General features: G+C 58.3%; 22 protein-coding genes, 1 tRNA gene and 1 pseudogene. 6 read left to right on the top strand and 18 right to left on the bottom strand.

The annotated features are described in order from the left end of the window. Positions 1-96 precede the first annotated feature (96 nt). Entirely contained in the window at positions 97-255 is a 159-nt protein-coding gene (locus tag AD668_RS29165) for a YqaE/Pmp3 family membrane protein (RefSeq protein WP_003228885.1), read from the top strand. Positions 256-383: 128 nt separating this feature from the next. Here AD668_RS29165 and AD668_RS24630 read toward each other — a convergent pair whose 3' ends face one another. The 10 genes from AD668_RS24630 to AD668_RS24590 all read right to left on the bottom strand — a co-directional run bounded on the left by AD668_RS24630 (position 384) and on the right by AD668_RS24590 (position 11,369). Continuing rightward, positions 384-2,210, bottom strand: a complete 1,827-nt coding sequence (locus AD668_RS24630; protein WP_053162995.1) for a S9 family peptidase — start codon at positions 2,208-2,210, stop codon at positions 384-386. Further along, positions 2,176-3,312, bottom strand: coding sequence for a pyrroloquinoline quinone biosynthesis protein PqqE (gene pqqE / locus AD668_RS24625; protein WP_371259845.1), 1,137 nt, complete (start codon positions 3,310-3,312; stop codon positions 2,176-2,178). The genes AD668_RS24630 and pqqE overlap by 35 nt, the downstream gene beginning before the upstream one ends. Before the next feature lie 7 nt (positions 3,313-3,319). Next, complete coding sequence (pqqD, locus tag AD668_RS24620; RefSeq protein WP_007959876.1) at positions 3,320-3,595, bottom strand: pyrroloquinoline quinone biosynthesis peptide chaperone PqqD; 276 nt, start codon at positions 3,593-3,595, stop codon at positions 3,320-3,322. After that, on the bottom strand, positions 3,592-4,344 hold the full coding sequence (pqqC, locus tag AD668_RS24615) for a pyrroloquinoline-quinone synthase PqqC (RefSeq protein ID WP_053162993.1): 753 nt from the start codon (positions 4,342-4,344) through the stop codon (positions 3,592-3,594). The genes pqqD and pqqC overlap by 4 nt, the downstream gene beginning before the upstream one ends. An 83-nt stretch (positions 4,345-4,427) precedes the next feature. Continuing rightward, on the bottom strand, positions 4,428-5,339 hold the full coding sequence (pqqB, locus tag AD668_RS24610; protein WP_053162991.1) for a pyrroloquinoline quinone biosynthesis protein PqqB: 912 nt from the start codon (positions 5,337-5,339) through the stop codon (positions 4,428-4,430). A gap of 81 nt (positions 5,340-5,420) precedes the next feature. After that, positions 5,421-5,495: a pyrroloquinoline quinone precursor peptide PqqA gene (gene pqqA, locus AD668_RS29160; RefSeq protein ID WP_003444522.1), complete on the bottom strand. Its 75-nt coding sequence runs from the start codon at positions 5,493-5,495 to the stop codon at positions 5,421-5,423. A 158-nt stretch (positions 5,496-5,653) separates the two neighbouring features. Next, positions 5,654-8,083, bottom strand: a complete 2,430-nt coding sequence (gene pqqF / locus AD668_RS24605; protein ID WP_053162989.1) for a pyrroloquinoline quinone biosynthesis protein PqqF — start codon at positions 8,081-8,083, stop codon at positions 5,654-5,656. A gap of 48 nt (positions 8,084-8,131) precedes the next feature. Next, positions 8,132-8,926, bottom strand: a complete 795-nt coding sequence (locus AD668_RS24600; RefSeq protein ID WP_053162987.1) for a carbon-nitrogen hydrolase family protein — start codon at positions 8,924-8,926, stop codon at positions 8,132-8,134. Between the two features lie 12 nt (positions 8,927-8,938). After that, the gene (locus AD668_RS24595) at positions 8,939-10,621 is read right to left on the bottom strand and encodes an NAD(P)/FAD-dependent oxidoreductase (RefSeq protein ID WP_053162985.1); all 1,683 of its coding nucleotides are present in this window, start codon (positions 10,619-10,621) and stop codon (positions 8,939-8,941) included. 286 nt (positions 10,622-10,907) lie between these two features. Next, entirely contained in the window at positions 10,908-11,369 is a 462-nt protein-coding gene (locus tag AD668_RS24590; RefSeq protein ID WP_053162983.1) for an Lrp/AsnC family transcriptional regulator, read from the bottom strand. Between the two features lie 184 nt (positions 11,370-11,553). Here AD668_RS24590 and AD668_RS24585 point away from each other — a divergent pair, with 184 nt between their 5' ends. Beyond that, positions 11,554-13,908 (top strand): glucose/quinate/shikimate family membrane-bound PQQ-dependent dehydrogenase, encoded by a 2,355-nt coding sequence (locus AD668_RS24585; protein ID WP_053162981.1) that lies wholly within the window; start codon positions 11,554-11,556, stop codon positions 13,906-13,908. A 204-nt stretch (positions 13,909-14,112) separates the two neighbouring features. Further along, on the top strand, positions 14,113-14,793 hold the full coding sequence (locus AD668_RS24580; protein ID WP_053162979.1) for a peptidase M41: 681 nt from the start codon (positions 14,113-14,115) through the stop codon (positions 14,791-14,793). 82 nt (positions 14,794-14,875) lie between these two features. Here the strand turns inward: AD668_RS24580 and AD668_RS24575 are convergent, their stop codons facing one another. From AD668_RS24575 to AD668_RS24550, 6 genes are all read right to left on the bottom strand, one after another. Continuing rightward, the gene (locus tag AD668_RS24575; RefSeq protein ID WP_053162977.1) at positions 14,876-15,196 is read right to left on the bottom strand and encodes a DUF3077 domain-containing protein; all 321 of its coding nucleotides are present in this window, start codon (positions 15,194-15,196) and stop codon (positions 14,876-14,878) included. Positions 15,197-15,620: 424 nt separating this feature from the next. Then, a complete protein-coding gene (locus AD668_RS24570; protein ID WP_053162975.1) occupies positions 15,621-16,274 on the bottom strand; it encodes a DsbC family protein in 654 nt (217 codons plus the stop codon). A gap of 185 nt (positions 16,275-16,459) precedes the next feature. Beyond that, positions 16,460-16,903 carry a TM2 domain-containing protein gene (locus AD668_RS24565; RefSeq protein WP_053162974.1) on the bottom strand — a complete coding sequence of 148 codons (444 nt, stop codon included), beginning with the start codon at positions 16,901-16,903 and terminating at the stop codon, positions 16,460-16,462. A gap of 81 nt (positions 16,904-16,984) precedes the next feature. Beyond that, entirely contained in the window at positions 16,985-17,653 is a 669-nt protein-coding gene (locus AD668_RS24560) for a hypothetical protein (RefSeq protein ID WP_156322394.1), read from the bottom strand. A gap of 164 nt (positions 17,654-17,817) precedes the next feature. Beyond that, positions 17,818-19,533 (bottom strand): hypothetical protein, encoded by a 1,716-nt coding sequence (locus tag AD668_RS24555; protein WP_053162970.1) that lies wholly within the window; start codon positions 19,531-19,533, stop codon positions 17,818-17,820. Between the two features lie 17 nt (positions 19,534-19,550). Continuing rightward, positions 19,551-20,867, bottom strand: coding sequence for an OmpA family protein (locus AD668_RS24550; RefSeq protein WP_053162968.1), 1,317 nt, complete (start codon positions 20,865-20,867; stop codon positions 19,551-19,553). Positions 20,868-22,277: 1,410 nt separating this feature from the next. Here AD668_RS24550 and AD668_RS24545 point away from each other — a divergent pair. Genes AD668_RS24545 through AD668_RS24535 form a run of 3 tightly spaced genes read left to right on the top strand, consistent with a single transcriptional unit; the run spans position 22,278 to position 24,606 of the window. Continuing rightward, positions 22,278-22,763 (top strand): Hcp family type VI secretion system effector, encoded by a 486-nt coding sequence (locus AD668_RS24545; protein WP_053162964.1) that lies wholly within the window; start codon positions 22,278-22,280, stop codon positions 22,761-22,763. Further along, a complete protein-coding gene (locus tag AD668_RS24540) occupies positions 22,760-24,223 on the top strand; it encodes a hypothetical protein (protein WP_053162962.1) in 1,464 nt (487 codons plus the stop codon). Before AD668_RS24545 ends, AD668_RS24540 begins: the two co-directional genes overlap by 4 nt. Next, positions 24,220-24,606 carry a hypothetical protein gene (locus AD668_RS24535; RefSeq protein ID WP_053162960.1) on the top strand — a complete coding sequence of 129 codons (387 nt, stop codon included), beginning with the start codon at positions 24,220-24,222 and terminating at the stop codon, positions 24,604-24,606. Before AD668_RS24540 ends, AD668_RS24535 begins: the two co-directional genes overlap by 4 nt. A 45-nt stretch (positions 24,607-24,651) precedes the next feature. On the opposite strand, the pseudogene AD668_RS24530 reads toward AD668_RS24535, so the two are convergent. Both AD668_RS24530 and AD668_RS24520 read right to left on the bottom strand, forming a co-directional pair. After that, a pseudogene (locus tag AD668_RS24530) lies at positions 24,652-25,504 on the bottom strand (hypothetical protein); the annotation flags it as partial. A gap of 74 nt (positions 25,505-25,578) precedes the next feature. After that, a tRNA-Ile gene (locus tag AD668_RS24520) sits at positions 25,579-25,655 on the bottom strand. Between the last annotated feature and the right edge of the window lie 7 nt (positions 25,656-25,662).

Here is a 25,662-nt window from a genome sequence, read left to right as displayed (position 1 = left end):
CGAAGGAGGTCAGTCACAGAGACTGAACCCTGACGAACGGCACCTGTCGATTAGGTGTAGGGTTTTAACGAGCCCACCCCAATCAGGAGCTGCCCCATGGACTTTATTCGCATCATCATTGCCATTCTGTTGCCGCCGCTGGGCGTGTTTCTGCAGGTAGGATTTGGCGGGGCGTTCTGGCTGAATATTCTGTTGACGTTGTGCGGTTACATTCCAGGAATCGTGCATGCGGTGTACATCATCGCCAAGCGTTGAGTTTGCGGTCTTCGCGAACCGGCTCGCTCCCACCTCTGACCGCGTTCTCCCGCCGTAACGCGATCAAGTGTGGGAGTGAGCCTGCTCGCGAAAAGGGGGGGGCCAAGTTTCTATCCTGAACGCTTGAATCAGTCCCCCTGATCCATCACCCGCCGATAAAACAACCACTCCTGTTCCAGCGCATGGGCCTGGTTTCCTGCCTTGCGCAGGCCGTGGCGTTCGTCGGCGTAATAGTGCGCTTCGACCAGGATGCCATTGCTCTGCAGGGCTTCGACCATGTCCCGGGTCTGTTGCGGGACAACCACGGCGTCCAGCTCTCCTTGAAAGAAGATCACCGGTACGCTGATGTTGCCTGCATGCAATAACGGCGTGCGTGCGGCGTAGCGCTCGGCGTCCTGTTCTGGATCGCCGATCAGCCAATCCAGGTAATCACCCTCGAACTTGTGGGTTGCCCGCCCCAGGGCGACAGGGTCGCTGACCCCATAAAGGCTTGCCCCGGCCCGGAAAATACGGTGAAAAGCCAGAGCGCACAGGGTTGTGTACCCGCCGGCGCTGCCACCTCGGATGAACGCCTTGCTGCCGTCGATCAATCCGCGTTGGTCAAGATGGCTGACAACAGCGCAAGCGTCTTCGACATCGACGGCTCCCCAACTCAAATGCAGTGCCTGACGGTAAGCCCGGCCATAGCCACTGCTGCCGCGATAGTTGAGATCGGCCACGGCGAATCCGCGCTGAGCCCAATACTGAATGCGCGGGTCGAGCATCGGGTAGCACGCGGAGGTCGGGCCGCCGTGAATGAACACCACCAGTGGCGGTTTCGCTTTACCCGTCATCGCCGGGTAGAAGAAACCGTGAGCTTCGCCTGAACCGCTTGGATAGCGCAGGATTTGCGGGCGGCTGATCTGCTCGGCGGGCAATGGGGCAATGCCGCCAGCCAGTACTTTCACTTGTCGTGACTGACGATCAAGGGCGATCACGGCGGTCGAGCTGACCGGCGACGCGGCGATGCAGTAGATGAATTGCTCATCCAGCGCGAGATGACGAAAGCGGCTGTAGTCCCCGGTGAAGTCTTCGCACGATGCACCACGCAGGCCCAGTCGGCCAAATCCCTCTTCGGTCCAACTTGCCAGAAAGTTGTCTTCGCCCAGCGGCAACCAGGTACAGCCGCCGAGTTGCCAGGGTGCGGGGCCATGGTCGGCGGCGGTGCTTGGCAGTGGGCTCAGGCCGTTTTCGCATTCCACCCATGGCTGCCAGTAACCCCTGCGATCGGTCAGGCAATACAAGCGGCCGGCGCGGTCAAATCTCGGTTGTTGCAGCGACTCCTGAGCGTTGTCTCCGGCCACGCATCGGGCAGGGCCAAAACCATCGTCGCTCTGGCGCTCGGCAACCATTAAACGGGTCGCGGTCCAGGGCTGATCCGGGCGACTCCATTCGATCCAGGCCAGTCGACGGGCGTCGGGACTGAGCGTCGGAGCGGCGTAGAAGTCGGCGCCTTCGGCTAGCAAATGCCGCGCGCCGTCTGCCAGATCGATGGCCACCAATCGGTGCTCATTGCGGTTTTCCTCAACCGCCAATACCTGATCATCGGCGAAATGCAGATCACCGTAGCGACACAATCCGGTCGTCAACACTTCGGGCGTTTCACCCTGTATCGATTGGCGATACAGCTGCTGGTCCGCCTCGTTGACGAAAACAATGCCATCGTCCGTCAGACAAAACGCACCACCGCCATATTCGTACACTCGGCTACGCACGCTGAAGCCTGTCGGCGTCAGGCATTTCAACACACCGTCGCGCCAATGCCAGATCCGGCACGCAGCGTCTTCAGGGCGATACTCGTTCCAGAACAAGCCCTGTGGGCCGAGCTGCAATTCGGCGTAATCAATGCCGGCCGCAACAGCTTTGGCCGCGCTGAAAGGCTCAGCTTTTGGCGATGAGGCGTGAGTTTCGTTCATTGCGAAAGGCCAGTTGTTCGATGGTCTGGGTCGCGTGCTCGGCCTCTTCGCGGGCCTTGAGGATCACGCCATGATGTTCTGATTTACTGCACACCGGGTCGGCATTGCTGGCATCACCCGTGAGCATGAACGCCTGGCAGCGGCAGCCGCCGAAGTCTTTTTCTTTCTCGTCACAGGAGCGACACGGTTCGGGCATCCAGTCGTATCCGCGAAAGCGGTTGAAGCCGAACGAGTCATACCAGATGTGCTGCATGCTGTGGTCGCGCACGTTGGGAAACTGCACCGGCATCTGTCGGGCGCCGTGACAGGGCAGCGCGGTTCCGTCTGGCGTGACCGTCAGAAAAATACTGCCCCAGCCGTTCATGCAGGCTTTGGGGCGTTCTTCATAATAGTCCGGGGTGACGAAAATCAGTTTGCACGGATGGCCTTCGGCTTCGAGTTTGGCCCGGTATTCGTTGGTAATGCGCTCGGCCCGCACCAGCTGTTCCTTGGTCGGCAACAGACCGACGCGATTGAGCTGTGCCCAGCCGTAAAACTGGCAGGTGGCGAGCTCGACGAAGTCCGCTTCAAGGGCGATGCACAGCTCGATGATGCGGTCGATCTTGTCGATGTTGTGCCGATGAGTGACGAAGTTCAGCACCATCGGATAGCCGTGGGCTTTCACTGCCCGGGCCATTTCCAGTTTCTGCGCGAAGGCCTTTTTCGAGCCCGCCAGCAGGTTGTTCACCTGTTCGTCGCTGGCCTGGAAACTGATCTGGATGTGATCGAGCCCGGCCTTCTTGAAGTCGCTGATTTTCTGCTCGGTCAGGCCGATGCCGGAGGTGATCAGGTTGGTGTAGAAACCTAGCTTGCGAGCTTCGGCAATCAGCTCGGCGAGGTCCTGGCGCACCAGCGGCTCGCCACCGGAAAAGCCCAGTTGCGCCGCACCCATCTCGCGCGCCTCGCGGAACACTTTGATCCATTGTTCGGTGCTCAGCTCCTTGCCTTGCTCGGCAAAATCCAGCGGATTGGAGCAGTACGGGCATTGCAGCGGACAGCGGTACGTCAGCTCGGCGAGCAGCCACAGCGGCAGACCGATTTCAGGGTTTGGCGGTACTTGCACCGATGAATCAGGCAAGTTCGATCCAGTGCTGCGCACGGGCAACCTCCATGAATTGCTCGATGTCGTCACCGAGCTCGGGCACGCCGGGGAACTGCCGGTCGAGTTCGGCGATGATCGCCGCGACATCGCGCTCGCCATCGATCAATCCACCGATCAGCGCGGCACTTTCGTTTAGCTTGATCATGCCCTCCGGGTACAGCAGCACGTGGCCTTTTTGCGCCGGTTCGTACTGGAAGCGGTAGCCGGGACGCCAGGTCGGGGTCTTGCTGCGATCGAAACTCATACGGTGATTCCTTTGTGCCAGACCCGCTCCCCGGTCACGCTGTGATACGGCGGGCGTTTCAGTTCGTAGGCCATGCTCATGGCATCGAGCATGCTCCAAAGAATGTCCAGTTTGAACTGGAGAATTTCCAGCATGCGTTCCTGACCTTCGCGAGTTTTGTAGTGCTCAAGCGTGATCGCCAGACCGTGCTCGACATCACGTCGCGCCTGGCCCAGGCGGGTGCGGAAATACTCGTAGCCGGCCGGGTCGATCCACGGGTAATGCTGCGGCCAGCTGTCCAGGCGCGACTGGTGGATCTGCGGTGCGAACAGTTCGGTCAGCGAGCTGCTGGCGGCTTCCTGCCAACTGGCACGGCGGGCGAAATTGACGTAGGCGTCCACGGCGAAGCGTACGCCGGGCAGCACCAGTTCCTGGGAGCGCAGTTGATCCGGATCGAGTCCAACGGCTTGGCCCAACCGCAGCCAGGCTTCGATGCCGCCGTCTTCGCCGGGGGCGCCGTCATGGTCGAGGAGGCGTTGAATCCACTCGCGGCGGATCTCGCGGTCCGGGCAGTTGGCCAGAATGGCCGCGTCCTTCAGGGGAATGTTCACCTGATAGTAAAAACGGTTGGCGACCCAGCCCTGGATCTGCTCGCGGCTCGCCCGGCCTTCATACATCGCCACGTGATACGGGTGATGGATGTGGTAGTAGGCGCCTTTTGCGCGCAGGGCGGCTTCGAACTCGGCGGGGGACATTGGGGTGTCAGTCATTGCGGTTCTCCGGGTAGGACCGGTGGATTCTTCATCGCCTGGGCTGGCCTGCTAGCGATAGGCCGCGCAGCGGTCTGGGCTACTTACAACACAATACTCATGCCGTCATACGCCACTTCAACCTGACGCCGATCCAGCTCCGCACGCTCTGGCGAGTCCTCATCGAGAATCGGGTTGGTGTTGTTGATGTGGATAAGAACTTTGCGCGGGTCAGGCAATTGCTCAAAAACTTCAAGCATCCCGCCAGGACCGTTCTGCGCCAGATGGCCCATCTCGCGACCGGTGCGAGTGCCGACGCCACGGCGCTGCATTTCATCGTCGTCCCACAACGTTCCATCCACCAACAGGCAATCACTGCCCGCCATGATCTCCAGCAGCGCTGCATCGACCTTGCCCAGCCCTGGTGCGTAGAACAGCTTGCCGCCGGTGTTCATGTCTTCAACGATCAAGCCGATGTTGTCGCCCGGATGAGGATCAAAGCGGTGGGGCGAGTAGGGCGGAGCGGCGCTGCGAAGCGGTAGCGGAGTGAAGCGCAGGTTCGGGCAGGCGGGCACGCTGAAACTTTGATCGAGCTCGATTCGGTTCCAGTTCAACCCGCCATTCCAGTGCTTGAGCATGGTGAACAGCGGGAAACCGGTGCTCAGGTCTTCGTGGACCATGTCGGTGCACCAGACCTGGTGCGGGCAACCTTCACGCAACATCAGCAGACCGGTGGTGTGGTCGATCTGGCTGTCCATCAGGATGATTGCGCTGATCCCGGTATCACGCAGGGCGCGGCCCGGTTGCATCGGGGCGAAGCTCTGGAGTTGCGCGCGGATGTCCGGGGATGTGTTGCACAGCACCCAGTTCACGCCGTCATCGGAAATCGCGATAGACGACTGCGTCCGCGCCTTGGCCCGCAGGCTGCCATCGCGAAAGCCTGCGCAGTTCACGCAGTTACAGTTCCACTGGGGGAAACCGCCGCCGGCAGCGGAACCTAGAATCTGGACAAACATGGGCGCTCCATCATTTCAACGCTGAAAATAAAACGCCTCGGATAACCGAGGCGTTGTGCTGCTCATCTGCCAGGGCAGAGATTAGCGGCTTGCGAAGTACATGGTGACTTCAAAGCCGATACGCAGGTCGGTGTAAGCCGGTTTGGTCCAGGCCATAAATCGAACTCCTTCAGGTAGGGTGGGACAGCGCTATCTATAGGTATAGTCCACCTCAAATCAGAGATGTTCCAAATAGTTAGGCTGCTATGTTACTCAAAATTTCAAAGAAATTGCCCGTGAATCTTTGAGAAAGCTCCTTACAGCCCTGGTAATGATCATTTTGTCGCTTGCCATGAGGCGTCGGGAACAGGGCTGGTGGCCAGACAGCGCCAGCCGCCTTCGACCTGATTCAAACGCTGTGCGGCGTCAAGCAATGCGGTGCGACCCGTCAGCAGGATGGCTTCAGTCAGTTGGGTCAGATAATCCGACGAGCGGCCGGCCAGTTTGCCCTGCCAAAGCAGCTCGCCGGCCTGGGCGGTAGGCAACGCGTTGCTCGAAAACTGCTCGGCCAGAACCTGGCGCTGAGCGATCAAGGCATTGTCGTCGATGGCCGCGATCAGTTCCGGTAACCCGCTCAGAAAATGTTCGATGTGTTGTAGCAGCTCCGTCGGCGCAACGCTTGGTGATTGCACACCGAACAGCAGCCCGGTTTGCCCATGAATCTGGCGCAGGGCGCTGAACACGGCATAACCCAGTTGCAACTCCACCCGCAGCCGTTGGTAGAACGGTGTCTGGCAGAGGTGAGCGAGAAAGCGCCACGCGGCTTCGTCGGCGATTTCTGGGGTCGATGTAGGACAGAACAGCAGCAACGCATGCTCTTCGGAGCGGGTATCGACGTAACTCCACAGACGTTGCGAACGAATCGTAGAGGGTGGCGTGAGTTGATTGTCCGGCGTGCCAGGGATGCGGCTCAATGCCAACCCCATGGCCGCTTGAGTCTGAGCGGATAAACCCGCCGCCAGACCATCCCAGCGAGCACTCGACCAGAGTTTCTGTACATCATCCGAGTTCACGGCAGGTTCAAGGCAGTGATCGGGCAACGCCTTGAGCAACTGTCGAATGGGTATGAGCGCGGCGCGGGTTGGTATTTCCTGTGGGAAATCGGCAGCAGGTTTTGTCAGCTCTTTCAGCGCATGCTCCAGGACGATCGGCATCGGTTCCTGTAGCCCGGTCATTTTCAGCAGCCATTCATTTCCCGAGGCACTCAAGGAGAAATCCACACCGGCCTGACGGGCGTCTTCGCACAGCGGTTGCAGTTCATTTTCCAGCCGTGAATGCAGTTGGCTGTCGGGAGCGGAATCCAGCCGCCAGCGTACATAAATCGCACCTTCAGCACTGTTATCCGGCAATGCCTGACTGAACTGCATCGGTGAGCCTTCCCGTCGACTGCGCGAGCGATCCTGGGCAAAAGTGCGCAGGCCTCGGTGGGCGCTGGTCTGGCCGCGAATCAGGCCGGCGTTCGATGCCGGTGCTTCGCAGCTCAAGAACGGGTTGGCTGCAGGCAGTTGCCAGGGGCCGCTGAAGTTATCCACAGCACCGATTTGTTGAAGGATGTGCTTGAGGGCTGTAACCCCCTGCTGGGTTAACCCTAATTCCCCTTGCTCGCTGTCCTGACGGGCCAATTGCAGCGCACCGCAGACCTGTTGCTGACGCTCAAGCAGCGCTGCGTATTCTTCGCGCAACCCGCTCCAGTCTTGCCGGGCGAAGAAGCTCAGCCAATCCATGAGCCGTTCAGCAATTGCGATCGTCCCTGCATTCGCGGGCAAGGTGAATTCGAGGTGCAGCAAGGCTTGACCCTCGAACTGATACATCGGGGATGCCTTGAGTTCGAGGGCTAGCCCGCGCTCGCGTAAATCCGCCAGCAATCCGCCCGATTTCCCGGTATTGAGCCAATGACACAGGAACGCCTGCGCTTGGGCAGACGACGCGGGCAGCGCTTCGAGCGCGAACAGCAAATCCAGCCGCCGCTCGCCAGCCTGTTGATAACTTTTATCCGACGTGTCCATCAGCGGCGTTGGGGCTTGTTGTGGCACGAATTTGCCTTTGGCTATTGCGCTGCCAAATGCTTCGGCCATCCCCCTCAATTCCTCGAGGCTTTGTGGGCCGGCGAGGCTCAAGGTCATCTGCCCGGTCTGATAGTAACGCTGGTAAAAACTCTGCAAGGCTTGCTGAAACTCGGGTTGTGCAACAGGTAGGCTGTCGCGATTGCCGGCATGAAAACCCCGCAATGGATGAGCCTGCGAAAGTCCGTTGAACAGCGCAAACTGCTGCTGCGCTGTCGGATCCTGCGACCACGCGACATATTCCGCGTGCAGAACTTCACGTTCGCGCAGTTGATCGTCCGGATTCATACGCGGATGGGCGAGCATATCTGACAGCCGCTCCAGCCCTGCGGCGAATGCCTGAGGCTGCAGTTCGAAAAAGTAATCGGTGGTGCGTTCGCTGGTCCGTGCGTTGACCTGACCACCGTGGCTCTGCACATAGGCCATCAACCCTTGGGCCGCAGGAAAACGCTCAGTCCCCAAAAACAGCAGATGCTCAAGAAAGTGCGCCAGACCGGGCCACGCCAGCGGCACGTCATGGCTGCCCACGGCGACCCTTAACGCCGCCGCGCAGCGCTTCAAATACGGTGCGTGACGCAGCGTCACCCGCAGGCCGTTGGCGAGGGTTTCTGTATGGGGGCGAGGGGGATTCAGCGCGGGCATGGGCACTTCCAGAACAGTGAAGTGCCAATGCTAGCGGATTACTGTGGGCTAGCGCTTGTTCAGGTCGCCGTAAAGCTCAGGGCGGCGATCGAAGAAGTAGCGATTGGCAGCGCGTGAGTCGACCATCAACTGCCGATCCAGCTCACCGACAATCAACGCTTCATCAAGCCCGGCCTGCGCGATGCGGCTGCCATCGGGTGCGGCGATGCTGCTCTGGCCGCAATAGTGAATGTCGCCTTCGTTGCCACAATAGTTGGCGTAGGCCACGTAGCACTGGTTTTCAAAGGCGCGGGCGCGAACCGTGACGTCGGCGATGAAGTCGTAAGGAATCATGTTGGCGGTCGGCACCAGAATCAGTTCGGCGCCGGCCAGGGCCAGACGTCGGGCGTTCTCCGGAAATTCCAGGTCGTAGCAGATCAGGAAACCGAGCTTCCAGCCGTTGAGCTCCACGATGGGGAACGCGTCGGAACCTGCGCTGAACATCGAACGATCGAGTTCGCCGAACAGGTGGGTCTTGCGGTAGTTGCAGACGCGCTCGCCACTGGCGTCGATCAGTTGCACGGCATTGTAGATTTGCCCGTCCGCGGTGCGTTCGGGATAACCGTACAAAATGGCCATCCCGGCCGCCTTGGCAATGCGCGCGATCTGCTGCGCCGATTCACCGTTGTGCACTTCTGCCAGCACGCTGACGGCATCGACGCCGATGTTGTAGCCGGTCAGAAACATCTCCGGCAGCACCAGCAGATCGGCGCCTTTGGCTTCAAGCGCAAGCTGATGCAAACGTTGCAAGTTGCCGGCGACGTCCAGGGGCAGGGGTGGACATTGGTAAAGGGCTACGCGCATTTCGGATTCCTCTTACTCGGGCAGGACGATCGGCCCGATCTCGTTGAACACATCTCCTGGACCCGGATTCTCGGCGTGAGTTGCACCGCCGAAGTGTTTCATGATGCCCCACACCGCGTTGAGCGACGTCTGCACCGCGCCCTCAACCCAGGCCGGCGTCCACGAAACGTCGTCGCCAGCGATGAAAATTCCGCGTTGCTCAGCGGGCATGTCGTCCTGCATGAAGTGCGCGTACATGCGCTGGTTGTAGCGGTAGTGACCGGGCAGGGCGCCTTTGAAGGCTCCCAGGAAGTGCGGGTCGGCTTCCCAGGACACGGTGATCGGATCGCCGATGATTCTCGCGGCAATGTCGACTTTCGGGTAGATCTTCTTCAATGCATCCAGCGCCAGTTTCACGCGTTTTTCCACCGGCTGCGGGAGCATTTTCAACGCGTCGCTCATCCACGAGTACGACAGGCAGATCACCCCCGGCTTGTCGTCGCCGTTGTCGAACAGGTAGGTGCCGCGGGTCAGGCGATCAGTGAGGGTCATGCTCATCAGGTCGCGGCCGGTTTCCGGGTCTTTGTCCTTCCAGAACGGACGGTCGACCATGACGAAGGTTTTCGACGACTGCATGTAACGGGTGCGGTCCAGGGCCATCCACATCTTTTGCGAGAACAGGGTTTCGTCGCATTCGATCTGGGTGGTCAGCAGCCAGCTCTGGCAGGTGGTCAGCACCGCGGCATATTCGCGGGTATCGCCCCAGTTGTCGGTGACGGCGAAACGGCCACCCGGCGCGTGGGCAATTTTCTTCACGCCGGTACGCGGCGCACCCTTGTGCAGAGAACTGAGGCTGGTGCCTTCGGGCCAGTGCACGCAACGTTCCGGCACATGGCGCCAGATGCCCTGCGGTACCTGTTCCACGCCACCCACCACGAGGTGTTGGTGATCGTCGCAGTTGGTCATCACCACACGGAAAATTTCCAGCATCGAGTTCGGGAAGTCAGAGTCCCAGCCGCCGGTGCCGAAGCCGACCTGGCCGAACACTTCGCGGTGATGGAACGAGAGCTTGGCGAACGCTTTGGAGGTGGCGACGAAATCGTAAAAGGTGCGGTCGTCCCACAGCGGCACCAGGGTGTTCCACAGTTCCTTGAGGCGTGGCACGTCGCGGTCGCGAATGGCTTGCTGGATATCGGAGAACTGCGAACCGGCTTCAAGCGCATCAGCCCAGGCGTCAGCCACTTCCTGAAACAGTGCAGGAAGGTCCGACAGCTTCTGTGCGTAATGGGTTTTACCTTCGAGGTCGATCACCGTGCTGCCCGACGCAGGCGTCAGCGGGTTAGGGAACGGTTTGGTTTCCAGGCCCAGCTTGTCGACGTAGTGATAGAACGCGGTAGATGACACCGGGAAGCGCATTCCGCCCAGTTCGGCAACAATGCCTTCGGCGCCGTTGAACGCCTGAGAGCGCAGACGGCCGCCCATTTTCGACGCTTCGTAGACGACCGGTTTCAAGCCAAGCTTCATCAGCTCATACGCCGCCACCAGGCCGGCAATCCCGCCCCCGACAATCGCCACTTCGGCACCGTGATTGTGCTCGGGAATGCTGCCCAGGCCGGCGGGGTGTTCGATCCAGTCGTCGAAGGCGAAGGGAAAGTCCGGGCCGAAAATGGTGACTGGTTTCTTACCGTCTGCAGGATGGCGATTGTTCTTGTTCATGGCTGACCTAGCTGGCGACCCGACGCGGAATGCGCATCTGAGTATAGGAAAAGATGCCAGCCATTCTAGAGAGCACAGAACACGTTAATAAGACGCAAAGTGTCGTCGTTTTGATGATTGCTTGATCAATATGACGATCAAATCTCACACAATGACCACTGTAGGAGCTGGCTTGCCAGCGAAGAGGCCGTGGAATTTTGTGTTGAAGGTCCGAACGCCTTCGCTGGCAAGCCAGCTCCTACAGGTCTTTGCTAACCTGTCAGGCACCTAAAACCACCGGAAAAACTCAAACCGGCTGCCCCCGATCAATCTTGCTGCTCAAGATGATCGAGGTCGTGGTCTTCTCCACCCCATCCACGCTGCCGATCTGATCCAGCAACTGATCCAGCTGCTCCGGCGAATCGGTGCGCAGCCACGCCACATAATCAAATTCGCCACTCACCGCACACAACTGCTGCACCTGCGCCATCGCGCTCAGGCGTCGCAACACCTCCTTGCCCGAGCGTGGCTGCACGGTGATCCCCACATACGCCTGCAACCCGCCATCTACCAGGCGCTGCCCGAGGCGCACGCCGTAACCGGTGATCACTTTGGCCTTTTCCAGACGCGCCAGGCGCGATGTGACGGTGGTGCGGGCGATGCCCAATTGCCGCGCAAGCATGGCCACACTCTCGCGGGCGTTGATCTGCAGGGCGGCAATCAATTGGCGGTCAATTTCATCAAGAACGGGTGGGCGAGTGTCAGGCAAGGGGTATCTCCAGTGGCATGGATCAATGCGCACGCATGTTACAGGCAGTTCCAGCAGGACGCTCGCGACGGAAATTTGATCTAGCCTCAATACCGTTCATGACATTTTTGCCTGCGACAAATTGCCATAAGTAACTAGGTAGTACATTATTCCGCCCTTGTCACAAATGGGGAAAACTTCCGACATGAACAATTCTGGGGCTGCCGCCGGCAGCAAATGGTTGCTGGCGGGGCTGGGTGTGCTGATTGCACTGATCGGGCTCGGCCTGGCCGCTGGCGGTGGCTATCTGATCGCGCTGGGTGGCAGCTGGTATTTCCTGCTGATGGGGCTGGCGATGCTGGCGTCCGGGTTGATGATTGCCAGGCGCAAGCCGTTCGGTGCCAAGTTGTATGGTGTGGCGTTGGTCCTCACTGCGATCTGGGCCGTTTGGGATACGGGGCTTGAATACTGGCCCCTGGTCTCTCGGGTGCTGACGTTTGCGGTGATCGGCCTGGTTGTAGCGTTGGTCTATCCGACCCTCGTCCGCGCTTCGGGTGCGACAGGTGGTCGTGGTGCCTACGGTTTGGCGGGCATTCTGGGTGTTGGCGTCGTTGCGACCATGGCCTACATGTTCGTGCCGACCCACGTGGTGAAAAACACCACTGTACCAGCGGTAACGCCGGTCGCTCCGGGCACCGAGCAAAAAGACTGGGCGCACTGGGGCAATACCACTGCCGGCAACCGCTTTGCCGCGCTGGACCAGATCAACAAGGGCAACATCGACAAGTTGCAGGTTGCCTGGACCTTCCGCACCGGCGACATCCCGCAAAGCACTGGTGCGGGCGCCGAAGACCAGAACACCCCGCTGCAAATCGGTGACACGGTCTACACCTGCACCGCCTACGGCAAAGTCTTCGCCCTGGATGCCGACACCGGCACTCAACGCTGGAAGTTCGACCCGCAGGGCACCGCGCCTAACTGGCAGCGCTGCCGTGGCCTGGGTTACTCCGAAACCCCGGTGTCTTCGGACAATCAGCCAACCGCCTGTAAGAAACGTCTGTTTTTGCCGACCGGCGATGCGCGTCTGATCGCCATCAACGCTGAAACCGGCAAGCCCTGCGAAGAATTCGGCAATAAAGGCACCGTCGATCTGACCATCGACATGGGCGAAGTGAAGCCCGGTTACTACCAGCAAACCTCGACCCCGTTGGTTGCGGGTGACGTAGTGATCGTCGGTGGCCGCGTGGCCGATAACTACTCCACTGGCGAGCCGCCGGGCGTGGTGCGTGCCTACGACGTGCGCAGCGGTGAACTGGTCTGGGCGTGGGATCCGGGTAACCCGAACACCACCCAACGCCCTCCGGCCGGTGAGACCTACACCCGTGGTACGCCGAACGTCTGGTCGGCCATGTCCTACGACGCCAAGCTCGGTCTGGTCTACCTGCCAACCGGCAACGCCACGCCGGACTTCTTCGGCGGTCAGCGCACCGAGATGGACAACAAGTGGAACTCGTCCGTCGTTGCCATTGACGTGAAAACCGGCCAGGTGCGCTGGCATTTCCAGACTACCCACAACGATTTGTGGGACTTTGACCTGCCGGCCCAACCGCTGCTGTACGACGTGCCCGACGACAAGGGCGGCACCCAGCCGGCGCTGGCGCAAGTCACCAAGCAGGGCGAGATCTTCCTGCTCAACCGTGAGACCGGCGTGCCGATCGCTCGCGTTGAAGAGCGTCCGGTGCCGCAGGGCCATGTGCCCGGCGAACACTACTCGCCAACCCAGCCGTTCTCTGTCGATATGCCGTCAATCGGCAACAAGACCCTGACCGAATCCGACATGTGGGGCGCCACGCCGTTCGACCAATTGATGTGCCGCATCCAGTTCAAAGGTATGCGCCACGAAGGCGTCTACACCCCGCCGGGCATGGATCGCGCCCTGCAATTCCCGGGCTCGCTGGGCGGCATGAACTGGGGCAGCGTCTCGGTTGATCCGAACACTAACTACATGTTCGTCAACGACATGCGCCTGGGCCTGGCCAACTACATGATCCCGCGTGACAAGATCGGCGCCGGGGCCAGCGGTATCGAAATGGGCGTGGTCCCGCAGGAAGGCACGCCGTTCGGCGCCATGCGCGAACGCTTCCTCTCGGCAGTTGGCATTCCGTGCCAGAAACCACCGTTCGGCACCATGTCGGCCATCGACCTGAAGACCCACAAACTGATGTGGCAAGTCCCGGTCGGCACCGTGCAAGACACTGGCCCGATGGGCATCCGCATGCACCTGCCGATCCCGATCGGCATGCCGACCCTTGGCGCATCGCTCGCCACCCAGTCGGGCCTGCTGTTCTTCGCCGGCACCCAGGACTTCTACCTGCGCGCCTTCGATACCGGCAACGGCAACGAAATCTGGAAATCGCGCCTGCCGGTAGGCAGCCAGTCCGGGCCGATGACCTACGTTTCACCAAAAACCGGCAAGCAGTACATCCTGCTGACGGTGGGCGGTGCGCGTCAGTCGACGGATCGCGGGGATTATGTGATTGCTTACGCTTTACCCAAGTAAGGCACGGTGAACCTTTGTAGGAGCGAGCTCGCTCGCGATGGACGTCAACGAATACGCGTACTCGCTGAATAAACGCGTCGTACTTGAGTTCATCGCGAGCGCGCTCGCTCCTACAGAAGGCGCCTGATGCCTTGATTGCTCAGCACTACGCCGTTGCGCGACGTCGGCTAGCATTGAGGTAATCAAGGGTGCGAGGCGAAAGACATGACGACAAACCTGCCTGCCGCTGTACGAAACCGTGCGTTGCAGATTGCCCATCACGAGATGGGTCACTACGTCGTGGCCCGCACACTGGGCTTTGAAACGGGCGGAGTGACATTGACCGTGACCATGGATCTACGGCATCAAGGTGGCGCGTCCATTTCCCTGGTGCGGCCAATCACTTCGATGGACGCCATGACGGAGTATCTGGAAGCCCGGATGATGGTCCTCCTGGCTGGCGCAATGGCGCAGACACTCCCTTCAAAACCTTCAGCCGCCAAACGCGTCGATAAAGCGAAAGCCACGGCCATCCTCAAAGGTGAGCAGGGGGCGGAACAGGATTACGCGAAAGTCAGAGAGTTACAGCACCTGCTACGTAACATCACATATCCAGATACCGATCCAGCGTCGTCCGAACACATCGCAGCGCAGCTTAAAGCGATGACTGATCGGGTGTGGATTCAGACGCAAAAAATCATCGAGGATCAGGCCGGGACGATTTTCGAATTGGCTACCGCGCTGGTCGACGGCATGGCGCTCGTTGAGCAATGGGGGCGGGCGGCGGATACGTATGAGGTCGTGTTCACCGGGGCGATGCTGGAGGGGATGAGGGCGGTGCAGGCCATCCCTTCGTTACCTGGTTGGACTGACAGTTGCAGTGATGTTGTTCAGCACTGGAAGTAACGACGGGTCGAAGAGTCTGGTTCTAAAGGTCCCAAAAAGGGAATGCTCGGTCCCTTTTTGGGAATCTTCACCTTTGCCGTGATTATGAGTTTTTCGATGCGGCTGCTTCCTTTGTTGTTTGAACTGGCCGGCGATCCAGCACCTTCGCCACATCATCGATGACTGCCTTGCTCATGGCCGTCAGGTAATGCGCTGCCCAGGCGTGGAGGTCGGTGCCTCTGGTGTAGGCGGCGTCGATGGTCAGCTCTTTGGCGAGACACAACAGATCGGAGGCCTGAGCCAAAGCATCGGCAAGCGGAACGCCGCGACTGACGTGGAACAGCGCCTGATTCTTGCAGTAGATGAAGGGGGTGAAGCCGATGGTTTTTAGTTCTGAGGGTGCGGGCGAGTCTGTTTTGCTCATGGGATTGCTCCTGGTTACTCAAGAAGCCGCCACTTTCGTTTCCAAGCGAATGGGTGGCAGCTGTGCGCAGGTTGGAAAACCGGGAACCAGAGAAACCGGCACGCCCAAAGGCGTCCCACGCACAGCTGCCATGAAGCAGGATTGCAGTCGTAAAAACGTATGCAGTCCTAACTGGGCGCCTTTGCGTTACGGTTCGACGGGTTTCCAAGCCCGATCGCTGATCGGTCAGCGACGGCGGAGACTATCCCGTCAAAGAAAGGCGCAACAAGGCGGCAAAGTGCCCAAACAGCAGATTCGGAGTTTGCCTACAACGTCCTACGGCGTCATCCGATAAAGCGAAACCTTAATTAACCAAAACTACACAGCAGACACAAAATAACCGAATGAGCATCTGCCTTTCGTAAAGACAAAAACCCGCTCAAAATCAGCGCACGTTCGAAACCATCCTGACCCCCAAAATCGCCCGCTCGGGCAACCCTTCGGTGCGCTTCACGCCTTGGGCCCAATGGCCGTCCGGGTAATAAGTCGTCGGGGTGGCGCTCACGCCAATGGCTTTACCGGCATTCTGCTGCGCGGCAAGGGTGCTGATGTCTTTACTGCTGCATGTTTGCGCCTTCACCGACTTGCCATGCATTGCGTCGTCGAGTGCCTGTTTCGGGTCGTCGCTGCACCAGACGTTTTTGTACACCGTCCAGGCCGGTTCATTGAGTTGGCCCGATGGCCAGGCGACGTAGCGCACCTCAATCCCCTTGGCATTGAACTCAGGCACCTTCTTGTGCAATTCACGGGAGTAGGGGCAGGTCGCATCGGCGAACACATAGACGTAAGCCTTGGGGTTAGCCGGGCTGAAGGAGATCCAGTTTTCCGGCTGCAGCTTACCCAGCGCTTCACGAACATAGCGCAATTGCGGTTCAGGCTTGGGTATCGGTGGCTGCGTCAGCTGCGAAAAGAAACTGCCGATGCTTTTTGTAGCATCGCCGAGGCCAACGGTTTCCGCCTGAGCAGACGGTGAGGTGAGAAAAAGCACGGCGGTGAGACTGGCACTTGCCAGGCTGCACGAATCTTTATTTAGAGTCATCCCTGTTGCGCGAGCGTCGCGCCTCCGAGTCAGGTCATATTTTGCGGTGATTGGCTGTACGCGCAGCGCCAGAGCCTGCAGGCGAGGGAGATGGCTGCGCCAATGTGGCGACAGAGGCTGCAATGTGCCGCAGCCTCTGGATGTGAAGTAACAACTAACTTTGACGATCGGCTAGTCGTGAGTGGTTAGAACCACGGCTTGGCAGAGTTGACGTAGGTACGTTCGAAATCTTCGTCTGACTTGGTGAGGTAAATAATGAATTCAACAAAGGCAATGATGCCGATGATCATGGATGGAACGCCCAGCAGGATAAACCCGAAGAGGAACAGCAACAGCATGATCACGCCTTGCTTGTTGTAGCCAAGGAAGAACTTGTGAGCACCAAAGGCGCCAAGAAACAAAGCCAGAAGTGCGGCGGTTATTTTCTTTGAGTTACCGACGGTCACGCCGGGTTCCTGGTAGATCGTCTCGGCAACACCATTGTTTGTAGAGAAATCCACTTTGACGCCAGATTTCGGCAATACCGAGCTTTTCCACTGTGCAACTTCAAAAGTGTAGCGATTTCCGTCATCGGCACTGATGATGCCGGTGCGGCTTTCACTATTGAAGTCCAGGATTTTCCCTTTCATGCAGTATTTCCTTTTGCTATTGGATGTTGGTTTTCAGTAAGTGTTGGTCAAGGTGGTCGTGCCGCCTTTTACCCGTGCCTGCTATTCAATTTCTGCGGTCAGTTCTGGTGTGCCAAAGCCTGCAAGTTCGGCATTTGATTGTTCAAAATAGCCTTGCCAGAAAGACTTCAGGTTGCTGATCATCTTGCCGGAGCGATAGCCGTTCTTGCTGGAATCAGGCACGAAGGCCGCGCCATGAACAAAAATGCGTGCGCCTCCAAAATCAGCCAACATGTTTTGCTTCTTGACCTTTTCCAGTTCAGCAGGGGCGTTGATGTCGCGAATGCGGTTTGCAGCGTAGAAGCTGCCAAAGTCGCTGTATTCCAGCATGTCGGACATCAGCAGCACGACTTGCTGGTTGGTGTCCTTGGCTTTGCTGGTATCTCTGGAGATTTCACGCAGGCTGAACAGGATCTCGCTGCGCGGAATATCGGTGGTCGATGCTCTCATCGTGCCCGCAAAAGCTTTGCCAAAACGCTGGAAGAGCACTTGCTGTTGCTGCTTCAGGCAACCGTCGAACTTCTTCGCGGCCATTATCGGCACGTTCGGGATGGCTTCAGGATCGATGGGGCTTTCCAGTTCACCGGCAAACTCCAGCTTGGTGTAGCGACCGTTCAAGTAGGCGCTGAAGCTGTACAGCCGAAGTTTGTCACCAGACTTCATGTACCGTTTGACGTGATTCCAGGCGGTCTTTTGCAGGTCTTCGGTCAACGGGGTCGTCTGATCAACGATGACCGTCAACAAGCGCCCTGAAGAGGGCGCCTTGAACTCGGTCAGTTTGGTGATCTCGTAACAGCTCGGCACGTCATTGCGCTCAACAGCCATCAGGGCTGCTGGGGCAAAGGCAAGGGCGGCGATGAGGTATCTGATCTTCATCAGCTCAGCTCCGCGTCCAGCTTCTGCAGCTTGTACGCGCGGCGAATCAGTGCGATATCAACGCCTTTCTTCCCGGCCACATAATCCAGATCGTCTTCTTCGAAGCCCATCAGATTGCCCCAGGCGTGCGGATCGAAACCTGCCTGTGCAACTGCTGCAACCGGCTCAGGGTTGACCACTTCGACCGCAGGTGCCGGCGCTGCGTGGACCACAGGCGTGGCTGCGTGGGCGGGTTCCGTCTTGGCTGCCACGACGGCCGGTGCTGGTGCTGCAACCGTTTCGGTGCCGTTGAGGCTGTTGATGCGGGCGCGAATCTCGTTAGCCTTGGCCATTGCAAGGTCGGAGCCTGCCTGGTCACCCTTTTTGGCCAGCTCTGTCGATTGCTTGTTCAGATTGTCCAGAATGCCGCTCAACACATCCCGTTGGTCCTTGACCATTTTCTCCGCGTGTTTGATCGCGAGGAAACGCTCAAAGGTGCGTTCGTGTTTATTGATTTCCTTCTCGTTATTGTCGTTACCCGAGATATGGAACTGCGCGCTCAGCAGGGCCTGCAAGTTGCCAAGGGCGCGTTGGGCATCAACGGCAATGGAGCGTGCAATCGTTTCATGATGAACAATAAATTCATCGGCGTTGGCAAAACCGCGGGTGGTCTTCCAGGCTTCACTCGAATGGCTGCCGGCGAAGCCGCGGGAATAGGCCATGATCGTCGAGGTGAACTGAATAAAGCAGAACAAGGCGCTCAGTACGGCGAAGGTGATCATCGATGCCCGGTGCATCGAGTCGATCTGGTCTTGCGCACTCTTGGATACCGAAGCTTGCTTGACTTCCTGCATGTCCTCGCCCAGATCGAAACTGTTTGAATCAGGCGGTGCCTGCTCCATGGACATGGAGATCGGGTTCGAGATCAGTTCGGCTTCGGTCGCTTTCAGCGTCTCGGTACGCACCGCAAACGCCGCTATTGCCAAGCCCACAATGAACACCGAGTAGATGATCAAGTAGTTGAAGGACTTGCTTGGCTTGGCAGTGTCACCCCCAACCTGGATGCGATTGAGCATCTGCTGGTAGGCCGGGCGATCGTCATCTTCAAAAGTCTTGTCGATGTTCAGACGATCCTTGCGGATGAAGTCACCGGCCGATCCGCTTTCGCGCATCGAGCTGTAGGCCATCACCTGATTGATCTTGTGGTTGATGTAGAGCTGGTGGCCGCTCTTCTCGGAAAGATAGAGGCCCACAACCGAAATCACCAGACCGATGCCCCAGGCCGTGATCATCGCCGTGTTGGGTGTAGCCATCGCCAGCACATAGGGCGCCAGTGCGTATCCGAAGGCCGAGGCTTCGACAACCATCAAGGTAAGGATCAGAGCCCACAACATCAGACCTTTTTCTTTACGGCCATCTTCATTGACCTTCAGAAGATAGTCTTCGGCCTTCTTGTAGAAAGTCCCGTCCTTGCTGTGCTTGAGGTAGTAGTGGTGATAAGCGCCGCAGAGTTCTGTTTCCGATTTCAGGAAGTGAGTTTGAGCGTCCTGCTTGCCCGGATTTTTAACCCAGTAGCTGATGGTCCCAATGAGTGGGAAGCGATGCCGGGCGATCATTAATCCATAACGAACTTTTTCCCAGTACACGATCACCGGAATCATCATTATCAGGGTGGCGATGACCGGCACCACGATGTACCAATAGGCCGTCGCAATTGCTTTTATGGTCTCTAGCATGGTGTCTTCCTTGTAAATTACTGACGGTTTGGATCGAACGAGGCGACGAACGCTGTGCCGCCCTTCGGATAGAAGATTTCGCCGCCCGATGCTTTGCCCGTGCGCTTGTCAAATACGATGTCCATGCAAGAGACCGGTGAGCTCTTCGCGTCGACCGAGAAGACTCGGTAGAGAACCTGGGACTCACCATCGTAGGTATTGGCCGAGGCCGGAACTTTGCCGGTCAGTTTCTCTTTGCTGGTCTTGTAGTCCGACTTGAAGGACATGAACGGTTGTTGGGCGAGCGCCGAGTCCTCCTTGAGGATCGAAACCGGACCGACACTGGCCAGGTGGCCATTGACCAGCTGTGCCCACGGACGCCCATCCATGCCCGGCAGATAGTCGGTGGTTTCGATCTCGTCGATCGATTTGCCAGTACCCAGGTTCATGACTTCGCCTTCGGTGCGTGGCATGTCGGCAATACAGGATCCGACCGGGGCGGATGCATAGGCGCTGGAAACCAGGGTGAACATCGACTTCTTCGGCACGATGGATTGCGCCAGTGTCGAGTTGCCATTGGTCACCGCGTGCCCGCCAAAGTCGATGCCACCCTTGCCGATAATTGCCAGAGGAGAGGGCGCCGATGTTGTCTGTTGCGGTATCGAGGGGGAAACAGCTTTGTTTGGCTTGGCCTTTGGCGCTGCCATTGGTACTTCAGCGACCACCGCGGAGGTCGCGGGCCTTGAAGCTTTCACCGGTACGGCAGGAGCCGGGGCTGCCTGTGTGCGGGTACCGTGTTCAAGGTACCTGGTGCTGTTGCGCTCACTGCGAACCCGTTCGACCAGCAATTGCTGGCTATCGATTTGCGACATCTCGACGCGCCGGTTCTTCGCACGACCCTGCTCAGTGCTGTTGTCCGCGACAGGGCGCGCAGAGCCAGCGCCCTGGTAGTAGATGTCAGTGGGCTTGATCCCGGCTTCAGCCAGAATATTGCCGACGGCGCGTGCACGTTTTTCAGACAGGGACTGGTTGAATTGCGCTGCACCGGTGGAGTCTGTGTGTCCGACGACCAGAATCTTCATGCCACCGGCGGGCGTGGGCTTCAATGCCTGGGCTTTTTGAGCGTCGGCCATGGCTTGGGCAATTTTGCGCAGTTGACGCTGACCTTCGGGGGTCAACTCAGCCGATGCGGGCGTGAACATCGTCGTATCACGCGCCTGTGCCTCAATGCCTACCGACGCCTCTTTGGAAGCCCCGCCGGCAGCCGTATTGGCAACGATCTCTTTGACGTCCATGTCCATGTGCTCAGCCTGAGCAATGTCCTGGAGGCGCTTGACTCGGTTCTGATAGAGCATTGTTGCTCCGCAACCAATACCGGCACCGACGACCGCTCCGACTTCTGGTTTGCCGTTAACAGCGGCGGCCAGTAGAGCCCCTGCGACCGCACCAACCGCGCCACCCACAACGCAGGCTGTAGCCCCTGATGACGAACCCAGCTGATTATCAATAGTGGCGCAGCCCGCAACCCCAGTCGCAATCGCCACTGCGAGAGCAGTCGGCCGGAGAAACCCCTGTTTCAACATCATGTTCAATCGTTCCTTCGCAATTAGGCCGGGGACCGGTTTGAGTCCAGGTCGTCCTGTCTGTTTTTAGCCGTTGGCCTCGCCGGGTCGGCATCCAGTTCGTTTTGGAATGTCGCCTTCCCCCAGTGTTCGACGCGTTCACACGCCTGCTTTGCAATCACGGGGCGATATCATATTGGCATCATCGGAAAATCTAAATGATTAGATTGATTTCTTGCTCTGAGATGTCGCAAAAGCCTTGCCCATAGGAGCAGCTGCAAGTGGACAGGGTCGCCATCGCGCATTCGGAATTGCTTTGCGCACATGATCCGCAGGGCGCGGCGGTCACCGACCGGGAGGGCTAAAAGTGAAATGGCAAGACAAGAGCTGCCAGGGAGGCGTTGTTCAGAGAACACTCGGCATATGGGGCTGGAAAGGAGTGAAACTTAGCGGCGACTGTCGATCAGAAACGCGAAAGCCGCGCATTGCGCGGCTTTCGGATTTGGTGGGCCCACAGGTCCGGTACTCACAGAGTAGACGGTTTTTTTGAGAGATCGTTCCCGACCTTCCATAGCGGACTGGGTTCCGAAGCTGGCGTAGGCCACCTCAATAGAGCGTCGAGAATAGAGAAAGAAAATGAAATCAATAATTCCTCTGAAAAACATCTGTAGCCCTGAAACCACAAGGGCTACAGCCATGCAGTTGTCCCCGCCAGACCTCAAAATTCGGACGCTGAAAAGTTGGCGTGTAGATTCTGAAAATACCTCATCCCCTGCATTTTCTTGTTTTTCACCGCTCTAGTCTGGGCCTCTTCTCTTTTCGCTGCCTGCGCTCCACCTGGGGCATCGTGCGCAATATCTTTTCCAAAAATTGCAAAACCTTTAACAAAATGAAAAACGCCATAACCCGCCAAGGCTCTCAGCCGGCTTGGGCTGGAGGGTTGTTTTCATCACCCGATTCTTTTCGCAAAAAAAGTGCACGAAGCCCGTCGGCGGGAGGGGGAAAAGTGCGTTCCCATCCGTGCTTTTCTCAACTCGTAGATTTTTCGAGTACCTGGATTCGTGACTTGTGGGACCGGGTCATGTATCGAGTCGCGCGCCCCCTAGCACTAGACATATTCTGTATAGCTTTCCGGTACTTGCCCGACGGCACGGCTAAAACCCTTGTAATAGGATGTTCGCCTAACCGAATGGAGTGATACGAATGGCGAACCCGGGTTACATGAGCATCACAGGTAAGGCCCAAGGTCTGATTTCCGCGGGCTGTTCCACGGCCGCATCGGTTGGCAACAAATACCAGTCAGCCCATACCGATGAAATCATGGTGCTGGCTTTCCACCACAACATGACCAACATTGGGAACATCTCTAAACCCACGCACAACCCGATTATCATCACCAAAAACGTCGACAAATCCTCCCCGCTCCTCGCGCAAGCTCTGGCTAGCCAAGAAGAAATCAACTGCACCATTAATTTCTATCGTGTGTCTGCTGCGGGCAACCAGGAAAAATTCTATTCCGTGTCGATCACGGGGGGAGTCATTGCGGATCTGACGCTGGAGATGCCCCATGCGGTGTTGCAAGGTGACGCCGAACCCGAAGAGCAGTTGGCCATTCGCTATCGCCAGATTACCTGGAACCACCACGCGGCAGGCACCAGCGGCTACGCCTCCTGGGGCACGGAAGGGTGAGTCGTTTCGGTGTCTGGGACGTTCAGAGCGCGGCGGGCCGACTGATCGCGCAAGCACACACGGTCAGTGCTCGCCATCTGGTCCACGGAGTGGCGCGTGTCCGGTTCAATCGGGAGGTGGCCGCTTACGCCAAGCGCATTGCCGATGAGGTCGCGCAAGGGCGCAAAACCCCTGAGCAAGGCATTCAGGCCCTACTCCAAGAACAGCGCGACCTCTTGAACCAATCGCGGATCGTGGCGCGCTACAGCCAAGACGCCATACCCTGTGCGGTTAAACGCCTGCCACTTTCGAGGCTCTCCCAGCCCGTCTTGAAGCCTGACCCTGAACGGCTGCTGTGCTCTGTCCATGCTCAACATCTCAAGGCAGACACTCATACACAGACCATCACGCCGGCTGCCCCACCGCCTCCACCTGCAGAGCGTCTCGCGTTTTTCCCGCGTGAGCTCTGGCCGGAAGCTATTCCATTGCACGATCCGGGGTTCTACATCGTCCCCCAAAGCATGACAGCGGATAAGTTGAAGGCTCAGCTGTTCACAGCACCCACCCCCGCAGTTCTCGCCAAATTCAGGGCCCTCAATCCGGGTTTGGATCAGGTCAAGGCGGGGACGATGATTGTCCTCGGTGATCCCAACAACCCCAACTGCATGTGGGAGGAAGCACAGTTGATGCTGGCCGCAGCACAGGTGAATCGAGCACTTGAGCCGCTGACACCGGAGGAGGCTGATTTCATGGCGCGTCACCGTGAGGAAATTGAGTCGTTTCTCACCAAAGGCTCCCCGGCTATCGGTGTCGGGGTCGCAATCTTCGCCAGTAATCTGGACAACGTACAAAACACGCTGCGCGACATCGAGGCCTTGCACCAACGCACCTTTCAGCGAGATGGCCATCTGCGTTCCCCTGAGTTTTTCGCCGAGCGTCAGCGCTTGCTTGGCCAACTCGATACCCATCTCACGGGGTTCACCAAAAAAGGGATTGGTTTTCCCGATCACCCAAATCTCAAGAGTGCCCTGGGGATTTCCAGTCGCAGTCTGGTGCATCGTTGGCGCAAAGCCGGTGCACCGGGGCAGATACCCGGTTATGCCACGCACATTGATGGTGTGGCCAAGGCCGCCCAATACGTCAAGTACGGAGGCTGGGTTGGTACGGCCATGGGCGGTGGTGCCTCAATTATGAAGGTCCAGGACGTGTGTAACGCGGGAAATACCGAAGCCTGCGAAAAAATTAAATTTACGGAGACGGGCAGCTTTACCGGTGGTGTGGTCGGGGGGGCAGCTTCGGGGGCGTTACTTTCAGGTTCCACGGTAGGCGTATTGTGCGTTGGACTTGGCGTTCCGACGGGAGGCATAGCTACTTTGGCTTGTGGCGTGGTGGTAGTTGGCGCGGCGTCATTCGGAGCAGGTGAAATCGGAGGACGAATCTTGGAAGCTACGGCTGAAAAGATTTACGAGGCTATTCAATGAGTTTGAGCACTGCGGATAAAGTTTTTTTAGTTGTTAGCTTGATCGATTTCGGAGGGATGATTGCTTGCATCGGAGTTGCGCTCCATTTGGCATACACCCGGATGGACGAATTACTGGAGCATCTTAAAAACTGCTCGGCAATCATGATTCGGGCGCCACTTCGACATGGCGGTCCCTGGGGGAAGCTGCTATTGGTTGGAGGTATTTCTGGAATCGTTACATTCCCTAATTTTTATCTCAAAAGAGGTCAGCTAAATCCCGAGGAATTGAGAGACTTCCCCGCACAACTAAAACGCACGCTGGCCAGATTACAATGGAGTCTAATTAGCTTTTTATTGCTAATGCTCGTCCTTTGGGTGGTGGTTGAGTTAGAACTGGTTTAGCACCGCTGGCGTGGGAAACCGCCTTGGCTTCGGCCAGGGCGGCTTTTATCCCGTAATGGGCTTCATCTGGCTGCCCAGTGCGGTGGCGGTGCCCGCATGCGACAAAAAGGCCGCCGCATCGCCGGGGCTCGGTTGCGGTCCCGGCACATGGGTGTGCACCGCGATCTGATTGTTCGTCTCGGCAACCAGGTCGATCAGGTCGCAAAGGATCTGCAGCAGGTTGGTGGACTCGGAGCCGATCCATGACTTGGGCGCCTGCAGACGTTGGCTGACCTCGGACACGCTGCGACGCAGGCCCTTGATCTGCTCGTGCATCTCGCCCCCCACCGAGGCGTTGTGCTTCTGCCCCACCACCAGATTCAGGTCGCGACCGGTGGCCTGGTGCAGGTCATCGACCGCCGCCAGGCTGGCCGAGCCACCTGACAACAGCTTCAGCGCGCCCAGCGCCTCCAGCGTTTTAATCCCACCTACCGATTCGCGGCTGTGGTCCTCCACCGTGAGGCGGGTGCTCTGGTAGCGCTCCTGGTTGTCCAGTGCTTCTATTTCGCGTTCGCTCGCCGTGTCGCTGATCCTGGCATCGGTCTGGCGCGTCCAGTTGCCATCGGCGTCGACGCGCTGCTGCACCGCCTCGCTGTGTTGCCAGACCTGATCGCCTTTGGACAGCGAGGGCAGGCTCAAGCACATAGGGTTTGTGCGGCAGGCCGTAGGCGAACATGACCACCACCAGGGTGTCTTCACCCGGGAAGGCGAACAGACCCATGGCTTCACCACCGAGCGGCAGGGGCAACGGCACACCGGGCAGGATCGGCACGTCGGCATCGGGTTCGCCATCCGGACCGAGCACCTGCTTCAGGGCGACGCAGGTCCAATCGGTGAACTGGCTTTTTGCGCCAGCTGATTACAAAGTGCTTACAAAATCATCAGACACAAAAAAGGCCAACCGCAATGGTTGACCTAACTTGTTGATTTTATTGGTGGGCCCACACGGACTTGAACCGTGGACCAAAGGATTATGAGTCCTCTGCTCTAACCAACTGAGCTATAGGCCCTCAGTAG

Source organism: Pseudomonas sp. P1.8 (genome assembly GCF_001269805.1).
GTDB lineage: Bacteria > Pseudomonadota > Gammaproteobacteria > Pseudomonadales > Pseudomonadaceae > Aquipseudomonas.
This window is presented reverse-complemented; position numbering and strand designations above follow the sequence as displayed.

Coding starts and splice junctions, on each gene's coding strand:
- pqqB (WP_053162991.1), bottom strand. CDS start 5,339: ATGTTTGTCCAGATTCTAGGTTCCGCTGCCGGCGGCGGTTTCCCCCAG.
- AD668_RS24570 (WP_053162975.1), bottom strand. CDS start 16,274: ATGACTCTAAATAAAGATTCGTGCAGCCTGGCAAGTGCCAGTCTCACC.
- pqqD (WP_007959876.1), bottom strand. CDS start 3,595: ATGAGTTTCGATCGCAGCAAGACCCCGACCTGGCGTCCCGGCTACCGC.
- pqqF (WP_053162989.1), bottom strand. CDS start 8,083: ATGCCCGCGCTGAATCCCCCTCGCCCCCATACAGAAACCCTCGCCAAC.
- AD668_RS24565 (WP_053162974.1), bottom strand. CDS start 16,903: ATGAAAGGGAAAATCCTGGACTTCAATAGTGAAAGCCGCACCGGCATC.
- AD668_RS24595 (WP_053162985.1), bottom strand. CDS start 10,621: ATGAACAAGAACAATCGCCATCCTGCAGACGGTAAGAAACCAGTCACC.
- AD668_RS29165 (WP_003228885.1), top strand. CDS start 97: ATGGACTTTATTCGCATCATCATTGCCATTCTGTTGCCGCCGCTGGGC.
- AD668_RS24575 (WP_053162977.1), bottom strand. CDS start 15,196: ATGAGCAAAACAGACTCGCCCGCACCCTCAGAACTAAAAACCATCGGC.
- AD668_RS24545 (WP_053162964.1), top strand. CDS start 22,278: ATGGCGAACCCGGGTTACATGAGCATCACAGGTAAGGCCCAAGGTCTG.
- AD668_RS24550 (WP_053162968.1), bottom strand. CDS start 20,867: ATGCTCTATCAGAACCGAGTCAAGCGCCTCCAGGACATTGCTCAGGCT.
- AD668_RS24630 (WP_053162995.1), bottom strand. CDS start 2,210: ATGAACGAAACTCACGCCTCATCGCCAAAAGCTGAGCCTTTCAGCGCG.
- pqqC (WP_053162993.1), bottom strand. CDS start 4,344: ATGACTGACACCCCAATGTCCCCCGCCGAGTTCGAAGCCGCCCTGCGC.
- AD668_RS24585 (WP_053162981.1), top strand. CDS start 11,554: ATGAACAATTCTGGGGCTGCCGCCGGCAGCAAATGGTTGCTGGCGGGG.
- AD668_RS24580 (WP_053162979.1), top strand. CDS start 14,113: ATGACGACAAACCTGCCTGCCGCTGTACGAAACCGTGCGTTGCAGATT.
- AD668_RS24600 (WP_053162987.1), bottom strand. CDS start 8,926: ATGCGCGTAGCCCTTTACCAATGTCCACCCCTGCCCCTGGACGTCGCC.
- AD668_RS24555 (WP_053162970.1), bottom strand. CDS start 19,533: ATGCTAGAGACCATAAAAGCAATTGCGACGGCCTATTGGTACATCGTG.
- AD668_RS24535 (WP_053162960.1), top strand. CDS start 24,220: ATGAGTTTGAGCACTGCGGATAAAGTTTTTTTAGTTGTTAGCTTGATC.